Source organism: Pseudomonas sp. Eqa60 (genome assembly GCF_018326405.1).
Taxonomy (GTDB): Bacteria; Pseudomonadota; Gammaproteobacteria; order Pseudomonadales; family Pseudomonadaceae; genus Aquipseudomonas; species Aquipseudomonas protegens.
The window spans coordinates 4530376-4544983 of sequence record NZ_AP024342.1 but is presented as its reverse complement, the minus strand read 5'-3'; the positions used below and the strand labels follow the sequence as shown (position 1 = coordinate 4544983).

Annotated in this window: 14 protein-coding genes and 3 pseudogenes; 9 read left to right on the top strand and 8 right to left on the bottom strand. The window is 65.8% G+C overall.

The genetic code is table 11. The features are described from left to right. Positions 1-3: 3 nt before the first annotated feature. The 5 genes from KI242_RS20445 to zapE form a co-directional block, all read right to left on the bottom strand. Positions 4-1317 carry a leucine-rich repeat-containing protein kinase family protein gene (locus tag KI242_RS20445; protein WP_065363217.1) on the bottom strand — a complete coding sequence of 438 codons (1314 nt, stop codon included), beginning with the start codon at positions 1315-1317 and terminating at the stop codon, positions 4-6. A gap of 89 nt (positions 1318-1406) precedes the next feature. Beyond that, complete coding sequence (locus KI242_RS20440) at positions 1407-1775, bottom strand: hypothetical protein (RefSeq protein ID WP_212805487.1); 369 nt, start codon at positions 1773-1775, stop codon at positions 1407-1409. Beyond that, entirely contained in the window at positions 1762-2004 is a 243-nt protein-coding gene (locus KI242_RS20435) for a hypothetical protein (protein WP_212805486.1), read from the bottom strand. Before KI242_RS20435 ends, KI242_RS20440 begins: the two co-directional genes overlap by 14 nt. Positions 2005-2102: 98 nt before the next feature. Beyond that, positions 2103-2375, bottom strand: coding sequence for a hypothetical protein (locus tag KI242_RS20430; RefSeq protein ID WP_212805485.1), 273 nt, complete (start codon positions 2373-2375; stop codon positions 2103-2105). Continuing rightward, a complete protein-coding gene (gene zapE / locus KI242_RS20425; RefSeq protein ID WP_212805484.1) occupies positions 2372-3502 on the bottom strand; it encodes a cell division protein ZapE in 1131 nt (376 codons plus the stop codon). Before zapE ends, KI242_RS20430 begins: the two co-directional genes overlap by 4 nt. Positions 3503-3742: 240 nt before the next feature. Here zapE and KI242_RS20420 point away from each other — a divergent pair, with 240 nt between their 5' ends. From KI242_RS20420 to KI242_RS20390, 7 genes and pseudogenes are all read left to right on the top strand, one after another. Continuing rightward, positions 3743-4243 carry a spore coat U domain-containing protein gene (locus KI242_RS20420; RefSeq protein ID WP_015636329.1) on the top strand — a complete coding sequence of 167 codons (501 nt, stop codon included), beginning with the start codon at positions 3743-3745 and terminating at the stop codon, positions 4241-4243. Between the two features lie 102 nt (positions 4244-4345). Then, positions 4346-4882, top strand: coding sequence for a spore coat U domain-containing protein (locus KI242_RS20415; protein WP_011062241.1), 537 nt, complete (start codon positions 4346-4348; stop codon positions 4880-4882). 20 nt (positions 4883-4902) lie between these two features. Next, positions 4903-5439: a spore coat protein U domain-containing protein gene (locus KI242_RS20410; RefSeq protein ID WP_015636327.1), complete on the top strand. Its 537-nt coding sequence runs from the start codon at positions 4903-4905 to the stop codon at positions 5437-5439. Between the two features lie 4 nt (positions 5440-5443). Beyond that, a pseudogene (locus KI242_RS20405) lies at positions 5444-5942 on the top strand (spore coat U domain-containing protein). A gap of 67 nt (positions 5943-6009) precedes the next feature. Beyond that, positions 6010-6780 carry a molecular chaperone gene (locus KI242_RS20400; RefSeq protein WP_227454130.1) on the top strand — a complete coding sequence of 257 codons (771 nt, stop codon included), beginning with the start codon at positions 6010-6012 and terminating at the stop codon, positions 6778-6780. A gap of 119 nt (positions 6781-6899) precedes the next feature. Beyond that, positions 6900-9256: pseudogene (locus KI242_RS20395) on the top strand (fimbria/pilus outer membrane usher protein). A gap of 32 nt (positions 9257-9288) precedes the next feature. After that, entirely contained in the window at positions 9289-10278 is a 990-nt protein-coding gene (locus tag KI242_RS20390) for a spore coat U domain-containing protein (protein ID WP_011062236.1), read from the top strand. A 3-nt stretch (positions 10279-10281) separates the two neighbouring features. Here KI242_RS20390 and KI242_RS20385 read toward each other — a convergent pair whose 3' ends face one another. Both KI242_RS20385 and KI242_RS20380 read right to left on the bottom strand, forming a co-directional pair. Then, positions 10282-11007 (bottom strand): anti-sigma factor, encoded by a 726-nt coding sequence (locus tag KI242_RS20385; protein ID WP_077934504.1) that lies wholly within the window; start codon positions 11005-11007, stop codon positions 10282-10284. Beyond that, the gene (locus tag KI242_RS20380) at positions 11004-11510 is read right to left on the bottom strand and encodes an RNA polymerase sigma factor (RefSeq protein ID WP_011062234.1); all 507 of its coding nucleotides are present in this window, start codon (positions 11508-11510) and stop codon (positions 11004-11006) included. Before KI242_RS20380 ends, KI242_RS20385 begins: the two co-directional genes overlap by 4 nt. Positions 11511-11677: 167 nt before the next feature. Between KI242_RS20380 and KI242_RS20375 the strand changes: the two genes are divergently transcribed. Both KI242_RS20375 and KI242_RS20370 read left to right on the top strand, forming a co-directional pair. Next, positions 11678-12763, top strand: a complete 1086-nt coding sequence (locus KI242_RS20375) for a catalase family peroxidase (protein ID WP_053152717.1) — start codon at positions 11678-11680, stop codon at positions 12761-12763. Further along, entirely contained in the window at positions 12760-13299 is a 540-nt protein-coding gene (locus KI242_RS20370) for a cytochrome b (protein WP_011062232.1), read from the top strand. Before KI242_RS20375 ends, KI242_RS20370 begins: the two co-directional genes overlap by 4 nt. A 21-nt stretch (positions 13300-13320) precedes the next feature. Here KI242_RS20370 and KI242_RS20365 read toward each other — a convergent pair. Then, positions 13321-14540: pseudogene (locus KI242_RS20365) on the bottom strand (MFS transporter). Positions 14541-14608: the final 68 nt, after the last annotated feature.

Here is a 14608-nt window from a genome sequence, read left to right as displayed (position 1 = left end):
GTTTTAAAGCCCCGCCAATTCCTCGCAGACCTGGGTAAAGCCCGGTCGCGCCAGTACCTCCGGCTGGCAGCAGCGCTGCACCAGCGCCGCCAGTTTCTGCTGTTGCCCCAGGCTCAGCGAGCCATCCCCGCGCTCCAGCAATTCCTCCAGCAAGATACCGAAGGCCCGTACTTCCAGGCGTTGCAGCGCCCGGCTTTGCACGGTGTCGTCCTGGGCATGGAAGGACGCTGCGCCAAAATCCCCCAGCAGGCAGTCGCCCTGGGCGTTCCACAAGGTGTTGTGGCCATAGAGGTCGCCATGGGTGATGCCCTGGGCGTGCAGGTGCGCGCCCACCGAAGCAATGCCCCGGGCGATGCCCAGGGTTACGTCGGCGTTGAAGCGGGTGTCGTCCGGGTAGATGTCCCGGGAGCAGGAGTCCAGGCTGGGCAGCGCTGCAAGGTTGGCAAAACTTTTGTCGATCAGCTGCATCACCAGGCCGTTCTGGCCCTGGGGGTGGTCGAGGATGCGGCCTTCGACGCGGATCAGGTTCGGGTGCAGCCCGGCGCTGATGCAGGCGTTCATTTCGTGCAGCGGCGAGCCGTCGCTGGTCATCTCGCCCTTGTACAGCTTGACCGCCACCGCCCGCGGCGGTTGCCCGGCGGGCTGCCACTGCGCCTGGTGAATCACCCCCGAGGCGCCTTCGCCCAGGCGCTGTTCCAGGGTCAGTTCGCTCCAGGGGATGGTCGGCGTGGATTCCAGGGCCGTGGCATCGGCTTCCGATTCCAGCGGGTTGCCGGCATAGGCCAGCCAGGTCAGGCGCGGCAGGGCGAGGAGGAACGGCGGCAGCTCGGTCAGGCGGTTGGCGGCAATCCGCAGCAGTTCCAGGCGGTGGCACTGGCCCAGGCTTTCGGGCAGGCGGGTCAGGCGGTTGCCGGCGAGCATGAGTTTTTGCAGCAGCGGGCGCTGGCCCAGTTCTTCCGGCAGCTCAGCGATGCGGTTATCGGTGAGGATCAGCCAGCGCAGCTGCGGTGGCAGGGCGGCGGCCGGCACCCGCTCGATGCGGTTGGCCTTGAAGCCGATCATGCTCAGTTGCAGGCATTGGCCGAGGCAGGCCGGTACTTCACTGAACCGGTTGTCCGAGCAGAACAGGATGCGCAGGCGAGTGAGCCGGTGCAGGTCCTCGGGCAGGCTGCTCAGGGCGTTGCCACTGAGGTTGAGGATCTCCAGGGAGTCGGCCAGATCGAAGATTTCCCGGGGGAACTCAGTCAGCCCGCAGGACAGGTCCAGGCGCTTGATGCCGGCCAGTTGGCCAGCCCGCAGTTGGGCAAGGGTATCCATGAACAGCGTCAACACTCGAAAGAAGAAAAAGGCGGGCAGAATAAAGCAGTTCGGCGGTTTTTGCTGCCTGAGCGGCCATGGGATGGGGGCTATTGGGTTTCCAGCAGCCTGAAGGCCAACGCGCCCGCTCCTTGAACGTAGTCGGCAATCAGGGTCAGGTCGGTCTTGCGGCCTTTGGACCACAGCAGGCAGGCCACTCTCATGGTCGATGGCTCGGTGCCCAGCGGGTAAAGGTCCAGGGCCACCCGGCCGCTGCGGTCCGGCTGGAATGCCCGGTCATAAGGCGCAAGGGCCAGGTCGCCGGCCTGTTCTCCCGAGCTGTCCAGCTCTTCGAGGATTTCTGCATAAATGGCCGGGCTCACGCCAGCTGCCGCCAATGCCGGCGGCTGGGCATTTTCAATGGCGCGCAAAAGTGCCTCTGCCAGTCGGTAAATCTCTTGGCGGTCAAATGCTTGCATCTTGCAGTGCTCCAGCCAGCCGGCGAAATGCTGCGGGGTGCCTGGAGTTCCGGGCTTCAGCCAGCATCGACTCCAGGCTGTGGTGCTCCAGGGTATTTTTTACCGATCCGGTGGCGGCTCTGCCCAGCGGGCTTTCCAGGTCGAAGTCGCTCTCCAGGGTTGCAAGCAGGTAGGCGCCCTGGCGGCTCCATTGGTTGAAACGCATGACGTGCCGGTCATCCAGAATCACCGCGCCTTCCTGCTTGTCGTCCGAGAAATGGAACGCCAACTGTGAAGGGGGCAGGTTTTGCTGGGCTGCAAGGCGTTTCCTGTACTTGAGCACGGACGTCAGGCGGGCCCCGGGGCCAGGCTGAAGCCACTGCCGACCCGTTGCCGGTCAAGGAAGTAGCACTTGAACAGCACCTCCAGGGTTCGCTGGTGGTAGCGCGTCGTGCAGTTTTTTTCATACTGGTGAAAGTCCTGGGGCTCGCCGACTCGCTCATAGCCTTTGGCCGCCAGTTCGGCTGCCGAGAAACGCTCCAGGCCAAATAGCCGGGAGTGCTTGAGGGTTGAATCTTGCAGGTGCAGGCACACCAGCTCGCAAAAGCTGATCGAACTCATGTGGCTACCTGCTCAAGCGGGTGCTCGGGGCCGATTTCCTGCAACTGCCCGAGGCGGCTACGGGTGCGGGCCAGGTCGATGGCGTGGCCGCCCAGGCTTTCGGCCAGCGGGCGCTGGCCGATCAGCAGCAGGCGCTTGTCCTGGTCGTAGAGCACGTCGATCAGATTGATGAAGCGCTGCTGGGCGGCGATCGAGCACTCCGCCAGTGGCGGCAGTTCATCGATGATCCAGGTGTCGAACTGGCGGCTCAGTTCCAGGTAGTCCATGACTGCCGTGGGCTGCTGGCACAGGTCGTTGAATTCGAAGCGGATGCTGCGCTGCTGGCGCTGGCGGGTGGTCAGCTGGCGGCTGCCGACCTGCAACAGCGTTGCCGGGGCATGGCGTTCGGGCAGCTTGAGCGCCTGGCGCTGGGCCGCGGTGCCGGGCCAGAGATACTGCCCCCGGGTAAAGGTCTGTTGTTCGTGGGTTTGCGCGTAGGTCCGGTAATCCTCGGCACCGCCGACTTCCATGACCTGCATGCGCGCGTTGATCAGTTCGATCACCGGTTTGAAGCGGGCATGGTACAGCGGGTTGGGCAGCAGGCCTTCGGGGGCGTAGTTGGAGGTCACTAGCAGCACGATGCCGCGCTTGAACAGGGCCTTGAACAGCCGGGTGATGAGCATGGCGTCGCCGATGTCGTGGACATGGAACTCATCGAAACACAGTACCCGGCACTGGCGGAGCAGCTCGTCCAGGGTGGTTTCCAGGGCATCGGCCTGCTGCTGGTGGCGAAACATGCCCTGGTGCAGTTGGGCGAAGAAGTCATGGAAATGCAGGCGCTGTTTCTCGGCGATGGGCAGGGCGCGGAAGAAGCCGTCCAGCAGCCAGCTCTTGCCCCGCCCCACGGCGCCATGCAGGTACAGGCTCGGCGCCTGCGGGGTGGCCTGCTCCAGGGCGTCGGCCAGTTGCCCCATGCGCTCGATCACCTGCAACTGGCCATGGCTCAGGGTGTAGCCAAGGTCCAGGGCCTTATGGCGAAAGTAGTCATGGATCAGCGCGCCAGCGGCGCTCGGGCGGCGGGCGGGCCTGGCGAACAGGCGACGCCAGGGAGATCGAGTCTGTGCAGGTTTTGGCGGTAAAGCGGCCAATGTTGATTACCCCGATGGTTCCAGGCCGCTCACCTTAAGAGCGGCGCGCCAATTTAACCAATAGAAAATGCCCCGGCCAGTCATCTCGAAAAGGCATGGCTGCAGCCGTCCCGGCGCAACGCTCATGCCGTGAGCAATTAATACGCTAACTGGCGGTTTCCCCGCGGGTTGCTAACCTGACTTCAGCGAATGCTCCTCATAAGGATTGAGGCCTTGAATGGATATAAGGGTGTGGCAGTGATGAGCGCATTGCTCAGCGCGACAGCAGGGGCCGCGGACTTGCAGGTGCAGGTCCGGGTCGATGTGCTGCGTGGCTGCCAGTTGGTCGGCCAGCAGCGCGAAGCGGGGATCGAACAGCTCGGTACCCTGGACTTCGGCAGCACCGCACGCCTGGACGACCCGGCCGGGCCCTTGTCGGCGGCACTGCCGGGCAGCCGCCAGCCGCGCCTGGAATGCAACCCCGATACCCCCTATCAGATGCGCATCGACGGCGGCCTGCACGGTGGCGTCGGCGAGGTGCGCTACCTGGCCAGCAACACCCGGGCCGGCAAACCCATTCCTTATCGCCTCTACCAGGACCCGGCCCGGCGGATTCCGCTGCCGGTGAATGTACCGGTCAGTGGCCGGGTGCCGGATTCCGGCACGGTGGACCTGCCCTTGTACGGGCGTATCGAACCTTTGGCCGAGATCCCCCGGGCCGGCGGTTATTCCGATGTATTGAAAGTGACCCTGACCTGGTAGGGCCGGGGCATGAATGCTGCCACCAGTAACGGGGCAGAGCAGGGAGGGCGGTTCATGGTGAACGGCCCATGTGGGAGTCCTGATGGAACTGGGATGGCTGCAATGAAAGGCAGGACCTGGACGATTGTCGCCCTGGGTTCGTTGTGCCTGTTGGCGGATGACGCCCAAGCGGCAATCAGCGGGCAGATCCAGGCACGCCTGGTGATTACCGCTGCCTGCCAGGTCAGCAGCGGCGGCGATCCGTCTGCCAGCCCGATCGGCGACCCGGGCATGCTCAACTTCGGCCAGCAGGGCCCGACCTGGGTCGCGCCGATCAAGGCCAGCCTCACCAACAGCGCCGAGGGCCAGCTGCAGGTGGCCTGCAACTCCTCGGTCACCGGCTTCACCGTGACCATCAATGGCGGCCTCAACGGCGACGGCACGACCCGGCGCTTGAGCAATGGCCGCCAGACCATTCCCTATCGATTGTTCGTCGATGCTTCCGGTAGCGACAGCTACAGCATCGGCCAGCAGCGCAATTTCGCAGTGAGCAGCGGCAGACGGATTCCCATCCCGGTGTTCGGCTCTGTGGTCGCGAATACCCGCGCGGTTCCGGCAGGGCTCTACACCGACACCCTGACCATCACGCTGGATTGGTAAACCATGAGAGGACACACATCATGCACGCGCTTGTATCCAGAATCGGCTGGCCTCTGTTGGGGCTGGTCATGGCTTCAACGGCCAATGCCGCCACCACGGTCACCGGGCAGATCAGCTCGACCCTGATCCTCACCAGCAGTTGCCAGGTCAACGGCGTCGGCGGCAGCACCGGGCTGAACTTCGGTGCCCTGAACTTCGGCACCACCAACAGCCTGTTCACCACGGCCACCGGCCAGGTGCTGGGCGGCGGTGGCGGCGCGCTGTCGATCCTCTGCTCCACCGGCACCACGCCGACCCTGACCATCCAGGGCGGCGCCAATGACGGCAAGTCCACCGGTGGCACCCGGGCCCTGTTCGACGGGGTGGCCAACTATGTGCCCTATGACCTGTACACCGACTCCGGGCATTCGCAGATCGTCGCGATCAACGGCGTGATCAACCTGGCGCCAAGCACCGGGGTGGCGCAAACCGTGAACCTCTATGGCCAGGCGGTGGGCAAGGCGGGGCTACCGGCCGGCACCTACACCGATACGGTGTCCGTGCAACTGACCTTCTGATGCCATGGCCAGCCACGCTTGTGCGCTGCTGCTCCTGGCCTGCGCGAGTGCCTGGCCGGGGTGGATCGCTGCGGCCACCAGCCAGAGCTTCCAGGTCAGCGCCACCATCACCGCCGGGTGCCTGGTGGTGGGGGGCGTCAGCAACTACGGCAGCCTGGCCTTCGGCAGCCAGTCGGCGCTGTCCACCAGCACGGTCAGAGTGGCGCTCACCGGGGGCGTGCAGTTGCAGTGCACGCCGGGGTGACCCTGAACATGACGGTGGACGGAGGCCAGTACAACAGCAGCGGCCGGCACATGCAGCTCAATAGCGGCAGTGCGCGGGTGGCCTATCAGTTGTTTCGCGATGCGGGCTACAGCCAGAGCCTGGGGATAGGCCAGAGCGTGGCCGTGGCCTACAGCGATGCCAATAACATCAGCCTGCCGATCTACGGGCAGGTGCAGTTGCCGGGCAATCAGCCTGGGGGACGTACAGCGATGTGCTGCAGGTGCAGCTGTCGTGGTGATGGGGCGCATTCATAACCAGCCGGCAGGCGGACAAGGAGTAGCAGTATGCATTTACCTTTGCAGGGCATGCGGGGGACCGGTTATCTGATCCTGGCGGGGCTGTTGGCAGTTGTACCCAGGGTCCAGGCCGCCAGTTCGGTGCTGATCTGGCCGATCGACCCGGTACTGGAGGCCGATCAGCAGGCCAGCGCGCTGTGGCTGGAGAACCGCGGTACCGAGACCGCCAACCTGCAGATCCGGGTGTTTGCCTGGAGCCAGAGCGGCTTTGCCGACCAGTACCAGAACCAGCGCGATGTCATCGGCAGCCCGCCGGTGGCGAAGATCGAGCCGGGGCAGAAGCAACTGGTACGCCTGACCCGCACCCGCGAGGTGCCACCGGGGCAGGAGCTGGCGTACCGGATCATCATCGACGAGATTCCCTCGGCCAAGCCCATCACCCCGGAAGGGGATGCCAAGAGTGCGGCAGCGATCCGCTTCCAGATGCGCTACTCGGTGCCTTTGTTCGCCTATGGCGCCGGGCTGTGGAGCAAGGAAGACACCTCCCGTCCACGCGATCCCAAGGGGGCCGGCGTGCCGGACCTGAGCTGGCGCAAGGTGGCAGTGGACGGCAAGACGTTTTTCGAGCTGCGCAACCAGGGCGCGGTGCACGCCCGCCTGACCGATGTGGCCTTCAAGCAGGGCGGGCAGGCCCGGCCCGTGGCGCCTGGGCTGCTGGGCTATGTGTTGCCCGGGGCGGTGATGCGCTGGCCGGTGCCGGAAACCCTGGCGGCCGAGTCGACCCTGCAACTGCGGGTCAATGGAGCACCGCAGGTACAGGACCTGGCGCCTACGCACTGAGCCTCGGGCGCAACGCGGCCGCCAGTCGGACGGCCGGTGGGGAGAGGTACGGACGGATGTGAGCGCGGTGGCGCATCCGCCCCGGGATGGAGATGTCCATAGATGGACTTGAGCCCGCAATGAGCCAGGACCCGGCTCGGCGTTTTCGCAGGTGGCAAGGGCTGGTGACCGGCCTGTGTAGCCTGATGCTGGCCGCAGGGGTGCCGGCGGGCGAACTGCCGCCGCCGCCCAGCAGCCTGGAGTCGATGGCCGATGCACAGCTGTTTCTGGAACTGGTGATCAATCAGATGAACACAGGGAAGGTGGTGGCGGTGGAGCAGCGCTCCGGCCGGCTGTTTCTGCCGGCGCAGACCCTGCGTGAAACCGGGATCAAGCTGCCCGAGGGGCTGGGCGCCGAGGTCGACCTGGACAGCCTGCCGGGCCTGCACAGCGACTACGACAGCCAGGGCCAGCGGCTGCTGCTGGACGTGCCGCCCGACTGGTTGCCGGAGCAATTCATCGGCAGCCGCCAGGCCTACCCACGGACCCCGGCCCTGAGCAGCTTCGGCGGGTTGCTCAACTACGACCTGTACCTCAACGACACCGATGACGGCGGCACCTACCTGGCGGCCTGGAACGAGGTGCGGCTGTTCGACTCCTGGGGCACGCTGTCCAACACCGGGCAGTACCGCCAGACCCTGTCGGGGGTGGGAACAGCTCCCTGAACAACGGTTACCGACGCTATGACACCACCTGGCGTTTTTCCGACGATGAACGCCTGCTGACCTACGAGGCCGGTGACCTGATCAGTGGCGCCTTGCCCTGGAGCAACTCGGTGCGCCTGGGCGGGGTGCAACTGTCCCGGGATTTCTCGGTGCGTCCGGACCTGGTGACCTATCCCTTGCCGCAGTTCGCCGGGGAAGCAGCGGTGCCGTCCTCGGTGGACCTGTTCATCAACGGCTACAAATCCAGCAGCGCCGACCTGCAGCCCGGCCCCTACACCCTGACCAACATTCCCTTCATCAACGGCGCCGGCGAAGCGGTGGTGGTCACCACCGATGCCCTTGGCCGGCAGGTGTCCACCACGGTGCCGTTCTACGTCACCAGCACCTTGCTGCAAAAGGGCCTGACGGACTTCTCGGTGGCCGCGGGTACCTTGCGCCGGGACTACACCCTGCGCGACTTCGGCTATGGCCCGGGGGTGACTTCCGGCAGCCTGCGCTACGGCCTGAGCGACAGCCTGACCCTGGAAGGCCATGCCGAAGCCTCGGACTCCCTGACCCTGGGCGGGGTCGGCGGCAACCTGCGGCTGGGGCAGTTCGGGGTAATCAATACCGCCGTCAGCCAGAGCCGTTTCGACGGCGACGGCGGCCAGCAGTTGAGCCTTGGCTATCAGTACAGCAGCCAGCGCTACAGCGTCGCCTACCAGCGGGTGCAGCGGCGTGATCAGTACGCCGACCTGACGGTGGTCGACAGCCCCTACACCAGCCTCAGCCAGCGTAGCGAGCAACTGACCCTGAGCCTCAACCTGGAGCGCTTCGGCAGCCTGGGCGCCGGTTATTTCGACGTGCGCGCCGCCGACTCGACCCGTACCCGGCTGTTGAACCTGACCTGGAGCAAGCCGCTGTGGCACAGCAGCAGCTTCTACCTGTCGGCCAACCGCGAGATCGGCGACAGCCACTGGGCCATGCAGGCACAACTGGTGGTCCCCTTCGACCTGCACGGCAGCCTGAGCCTGAGCAACGAGCGCAGCAAGACCGGGGAAAACCGCCAGCGGGTCAACTTCAGCCGCTCGGTGCCGATCGAAGGCGGGGTTGGCTACAACCTTGGCTACGCCACCGGCAGTGGCGCCGACTATCGCCAGGCCGATGTGACCTGGCGCCTGCAGTCGGTGCGCCTGCAGGCCGGGGTCTATGGCACCAGCGATGCCGAGACCCGCTGGGCCGATGCCAGCGGTTCACTGGTGTGGATGGACCGCCAGGTGTTCGCCGCCAACCAGATCGACGACGCCTTCGTGGTGGTCAGTACCGACGGCTACAAGGACATCCCGGTGCGCTATGAAAACCAGCTGGTGGGCCAGACCGACAAGAACGGCCATCTGCTGGTGCCCTGGAGCAGCGCCTATTACCGCGGCAAGTACGAGATCGATCCGCTGAACCTGCCGGCCAACGTGCAGAGCCCGAATGTCGAGCAGCGGGTGGCGGTGCGGCGTGGCAGCGGCTACCTGCTGGAGTTTCCGCTGACCCGGATCATTGCCGCCAGCGTGGTGCTGGTGGACGCCCAGCAGCGCGAGCTGCCCCTGGGCAGCAACGTCACTCATGAGCAGAGCGGGGCGCGGACGGTGGTCGGCTGGGATGGGCTGGTCTATCTGGAAAACCTCGCGGCCCAAAACACCCTGCACGTGGAACTGGCCGACGGCAAGACCTGCCTGGCGCAGTTCGACATCGACATGCAACAGCAGCAGGTGCCGTTGATCGGCCCGCTGGTCTGTCAGTAACGGCGGTATCACCGGATCAAGGAGCGTGGCGTGTGAATGCGGGCAAGGGATGGCGACAGGCAATACTGGGGCTGCTGGCGAGCGTGCTGTCGTGCACGGCCCAGGCACTGTGCACGACGGTCCCGACCGCGCCGGCAGGCTTCGGTACCGTCAGCTCGATCCTGGTGCGCACCACCTCGCAGCCGGCCTCCACCACCAATGCCGGGCTGAGCTGTACCGGCTCGCTGCTGAGCATTCTGGCCAGCAACGATCATTTCTACGCCACCATCACCTCCACCACCAGCGGCATGGTGGGACCTACCGGCGACGTCATCAGCTACACCCTGTACGCCAACAACAGCACCAGCTATCCGATCACCCGCGGGGTGCAGTTCGACTTCGCCCGCAATTCCATCATCGACCTGCTGGGCCTGCTGGGCAGCCCGACCGTGGCCAAGACGGTGCCCATCTACCTGGGTACGCTCACCGGCAGCAACGTGGCGGCGGGGGTCTATACCGAGAACCTGAGCATTCTCTGGAGCTGGAACTATTGCTCCGGAATCGGCGCCCTGGGGATCTGTCTGGGCCGGGATGTCGGCAGCGGTACCCAGAGCCTGACCGTGAACATGACGGTGTCCAACGATTGCGTGATCACTGCGCCGAACATCAGTTTCGGCAGCGCGCCGGTGATCAGCGCCTTCGCGACGGTGACCGGGCAGACCATCAACCTGGCCTGCACCAAGGGCAGTGCCTACACCGTGGGCCTGAGCGATGGCCAGCACCCGGTGAGTGCGGGGGGGCGCAGGCAGATGATTTCCGGCAGCAACTACCTGGCCTACGACATCTTCAAGAGTGCCGGCAGCACCCGCTGGGGCAGTGTCGGCAGTGCCCGGCGCTCCAGCACCGATGCCGAGGTGAACCCCGGCAACGGCCTGGGCACCGGCAGCCAGATCTTCAACTACAACGCCAGGATCTACACCGACCAGAGCACCCCGCCGGCCGGCACCTATATCGACAACGTGGTGCTGGACGTGGGCTTCTGAGGGCTATAGGGGAATTTCCGCCGGGCCGACCATGGCGTAGTTGTAGCCCTGGCCGGACCAGTACTGCGCCTGCAACGGGCCCTCGCGGCGGCTGCCCGGGGGCAGCAGTTTGTTCTGCGGCCCTGGCGGGCGGATGTAGAAGCTAACCTTGCGCCCCTCGCGATCCTCGTACAGCACCATGGCCGCCGGGCCTTGCTCGGTGCTCAGCAGGCGCCCGCTGACGGCCCTGAACCCGGCCCCCTGCAGATCCGGCAATGGGCTGGCCTGGGTGAAGTAGCGGTCCAGCCAGGCCTGCATGCTCTGATTGCCCTGTACCTTGAAGTCCGCGGGGAGCATGCCCTGCTCGGCAAACAGACGATAGGCCTGCAGGGCGTCGGTCATGGGCAGCACGCTGCTGCCGGCCAGGGTCAGTTCCCGCGCCTGCCAGCCGCTCAGGCCGCCCACGCCCACCGCCATCAGGAGCACCGCGGCACTGGCCAGGCGGCGCAGGCTATGTTGCTTCAGGCGCGCGCGGATCTGCACCGGGTCCAGCGCCGGGTTGGCCGGTTGCAGCAGTGCACCACCCAGGGCCGCCCGCAGGTGCTGGGCGTCCTGCTGCCAGGCCTGGACCCGGGCCGCCACCTGCGGGTGGCTGGCCAGGTAGTGTTCCAGCAACCGGCGGTCCTGCTCACTGAGTTGGTGGTCGACATAAGCGTGCAAGTCGCTGTCGCTGGGGGGCAGGCTGATCATTTGAGTATCCGTAGAGAAGGGCTGCTGATTTCGCCGTCGCTGAGTTGGCGCAGGGCCTGGCGGGCCCGGGACAGGCGCGACATCACGGTGCCGGTGGGCACCTGGAGAATCTCGGCGATCTCCTTGTAGCTCAAGCCTTCCACCGACACCCAGAGCAGCAGGGCGCGCTGTTCGGCATTCAGGCGGTCGAAGGCTTCCAGGGTCGATTGCGCCATCACCGTGCGCTCCACCGAGGGCTGGCTGTCGTCACGGCCGGTGAAGAACTCCAGCATCCGCGCGTAGCGTCGGGAACGCCGGTGGGCATCGAGGAACTGCCGGTAGAGGATGGCGAACAGCCAGGCCCGCAGGTCGCCTTCGGGGCGTTTCTCGGTCCATCCGGCGAGGGCGCGTTCCAGGCAGGCCTGCACCAGATCGTCGGCGCTGCTGGGCTGGCGCGTCAGGGACAGGGCAAAGCGGCGCAGCCTTGGAATCAGCGGGCGTAGCTGTTGGTCGAGATCGTTCATGAAATCCTGCGGATGCTGGGCCAGTCACTAGGCTTGAGGCTAGGAAGACGCGCCGCACAGCAGGTTATTCCAGCCGCAGGAAAATAAATACCGGTCGTGGAATAACCCTGGGCGAGCTGCGTCTGACAGGTCCTTGCCCTCATGGCTATGCGTATTGGAGATGTCCCATGGTTGATCCTTCATCAAAGCCCGACCGCCCACCCCTGGGGCCCGTCAGCCTGACCCTGCGCCTGGGGGCAATCGCCCTGGTGGTGGCCGTCGCTGCGGCGGCTCTGGCCTATGTGCATGGCAGCCTCGATCCCGGTCGCCTGACCCCCAAGGCCCTGGTGGATGTGCTGGAAACCAACAATGGCGTGCACCCGGGGTATCGCCGCAATCACGCCAAAGGGGTGTGCGTCATCGGTTACTTCGAAAGCAGCGGCGAGGCCCGGGCCTACTCCACGGCGCTGGTGTTCAATGAGGCACGCACGCCGGTGGTGGGGCGCTTTGCCCTGCCCAGTGGCAACCCCTATGCGCCGGACAGCAGCGTGCCGATCCGCAGCCTGGCGCTGCGTTTCCTCCAGGCCAACGGCCAGCAGTGGCGGACCGGGATGAACAGCATGCCGGTGTTCCCGGTGGGCACTCCCGAAGCCTTCTATCAGTTGCAACAGGCCGGCTCCCCTGATCCGGCCACGGGCAAGCCGGACCCGAGCAAAGTGCCGGCATTCTTCGCCAGCCATCCCGAGGCGACGCCGTTCCTGCAATGGGTCAAGGGCGCCAAACCTTCGGCCAGCTATGCCAGTGAAAGCTACAACGGGATCAATGCCTTCTACCTGGTGGATGGCAGCGGCAAGCGCCAGGCAGTGCGCTGGGGGGTAGTGCCCGAGACCCGGGATGGGCCTGATGCAGGCAGTGCCCCGCAAGGCGCCGACTACCTGGAGCAGGACCTGGTTCGGCGCCTGGCCCAAGGGCCGCTGCGCTGGCGCTTGCAGATCACCCTGGCGGCGCCCGGTGACCCCACGGATGACGCCAGCAAGGCCTGGCCGGCGCAGCGGCCGGTAATCAACGCCGGGACCCTGGTGCTGCAAAGCACCCAGGCGCAGAACAGCGGCGAGTGTCGGGACATCAATTACGACCCGCTGATCCTGCCCAGCGGCATCCAGGCGTCCGACGACCCCCTGCTGGCAGCGCGCTCTGCGGCCTACGCCAGTTCCTACCTGCGTCGCACCAGCGAAGTCAGCCAATTGCCCGGCGCCCAGGAGCCACGTCCATGAATAGCCAACCTCGACATTTCGCTCCCCTGGCGCGCCTGCTGCACTGGCTGATGGCGTTGCTGATCATCGCCATGCTGTTCATCGGCGCCGGCATGGTGGCCTCGGTTTCCGCGCGTCATGAATGGCTGATCCACCTGCACAAGCCCCTGGGGATCGCCATCCTGCTGTTGGTGCTGGTGCGCCTATGGGTGCGTTTCTACACCCGACAACCGCCGTTGCCGGCAGACCTGCCGGGCTGGCAGGTGCTGGCGGCCAAGGCCTCCCATGTGCTGCTGTACGCCTTGATGCTGAGCCTGCCGCTGCTGGGCTGGGGCATGATCTCGGCGGCCGGCGACCCGGTGATGCTCGGCAGTTCGCTGCAACTGCCGGCGATCCTGCCGGCCAATGCCCAGCTGTTTGCGGTGTTGCGCAAGGCCCATGGTTATCTGGCGTACCTGCTGTTTTTCACCGTGCTGCTGCATCTGGCCGCGGCGCTGTTCCATGGCTGGGTACGTCGCGATGGTGTGCTGCAGAGCATGTTGCGCGGCCGCGGTTGATTGAACCCGGCGGCGCCGGGCTCAAGTGGCGCAACGAACCCTGGCCGCGGCTTTGCCCGGGGCCAGGCTCCACAGCCAGTAGATCAGCGCCACGCCGTTGATCCCGGCCCCAGCAGGCAGACCCCGGTCCAGCCGGCCCAGGCATAGGTGGCGGTGGCGGCGATGGAGCCTGCGGCGCTGCCCAGGGAATAGAACAGCATGTAGCCGGCGGCCAGTCGGCTCTGCGCCTCGGGGCGCACGCTGTAGATCAGGCTCTGGCTGGTGACGTGCACGGCCTGCAGGCCCAGGTCGAAGCTGATTACCCCGAACAGCAGGGCCCACAGGGACGATTGAGTGAAGGCAATGGGCAGCCAGGACAGCAGCATCAGGCCCAGTGCCAGGCCGCTGGTCCACTGCGCCAGGCCGCGGTCGGCCAGGTGCCCGGCCCGTGCCGCGCCCAGGGCGCCTGCCGCGCCAGCGAGGCCGAACAGGCCGATCTCGGTGTGGGACAAGGACAGTGGCGGGGCACTCAATGGCAACACCAATGGCGTCCACAGCACGGTGCCGGCGGCGAAGATCAGCATCGCCAGCACCGCCCGGTCCCGCAGCACTTTTTCCTCCCTGAACAGTTGCAGCAGCGAACCGAGCAATTGCCCGTAACCCTGGGTGGCCTTGGGTTGCTCGCGGGTAGGCAGGGTTTTCCACAGGGCCAGGGCCACCACCAGGGTCAGCCCGGCGGATAACAGATAGACCGAACGCCAGCCCGCCAGGTCGGCCATGGTCCCGGCCACGGTACGGGCCAGCAGGATGCCTACCACCACGCCGCTGGTGACCATGCCCACGGTTCGGCCGCGTTGCTCTGCCGGGGCCAGGTTGGCGGCGTAGGCCACCAGTACCTGGGTTACCACCGCCAGCAGGCCGATGCAGGCCATGCCCAGCAGCAGCCAGGCGCTGCTCGGGGCCAGGGCCACGGTGAGCAGGGCCAGCACCGAGAGCAGGGTCTGGGTCACGATCAGCCGTCGCCGGTTGTACAGGTCCCCCAGGGGCACCAGCAACAGCAGGCCCAGGCCATAGCCGACCTGGGTCAGGGTGATGACGATGCCCACGGTGGCCGGCGCCAGGTCGAAGGTATGAGCCATGGCATCCAGCAGTGGCTGGGCGTAGTAGACGTTACCCACCGCCAGACCGCAGGCGATGGCGAATAGCAGCACCACTTTGGTGGAAAGAGCAGGCGAGGCATGAGGGGAAGAATTGGCTGACATGTTGGGCTCCGGGTTTTGGTTTTATAATGAAACCAGTTGTACGGTAAAGATCGTGGTTTTATATTGCA

Bases quoted from the DNA above. Each gene is read 5' to 3' on its own strand.
- KI242_RS20445 (WP_065363217.1), bottom strand. From the start codon at position 1,317: ATGGATACCCTTGCCCAACTGCGGGCTGGCCAACTGGCCGGCATCAAG.
- KI242_RS20440 (WP_212805487.1), bottom strand. From the start codon at position 1,775: ATGCAAGCATTTGACCGCCAAGAGATTTACCGACTGGCAGAGGCACTT.
- KI242_RS20430 (WP_212805485.1), bottom strand. From the start codon at position 2,375: ATGAGTTCGATCAGCTTTTGCGAGCTGGTGTGCCTGCACCTGCAAGAT.
- KI242_RS20420 (WP_015636329.1), top strand. From the start codon at position 3,743: ATGAGCGCATTGCTCAGCGCGACAGCAGGGGCCGCGGACTTGCAGGTG.
- KI242_RS20415 (WP_011062241.1), top strand. From the start codon at position 4,346: ATGAAAGGCAGGACCTGGACGATTGTCGCCCTGGGTTCGTTGTGCCTG.
- KI242_RS20410 (WP_015636327.1), top strand. From the start codon at position 4,903: ATGCACGCGCTTGTATCCAGAATCGGCTGGCCTCTGTTGGGGCTGGTC.
- KI242_RS20400 (WP_227454130.1), top strand. From the start codon at position 6,010: ATGCGGGGGACCGGTTATCTGATCCTGGCGGGGCTGTTGGCAGTTGTA.
- KI242_RS20385 (WP_077934504.1), bottom strand. From the start codon at position 11,007: ATGATCAGCCTGCCCCCCAGCGACAGCGACTTGCACGCTTATGTCGAC.
- KI242_RS20380 (WP_011062234.1), bottom strand. From the start codon at position 11,510: ATGAACGATCTCGACCAACAGCTACGCCCGCTGATTCCAAGGCTGCGC.
- KI242_RS20375 (WP_053152717.1), top strand. From the start codon at position 11,678: ATGGTTGATCCTTCATCAAAGCCCGACCGCCCACCCCTGGGGCCCGTC.
- KI242_RS20370 (WP_011062232.1), top strand. From the start codon at position 12,760: ATGAATAGCCAACCTCGACATTTCGCTCCCCTGGCGCGCCTGCTGCAC.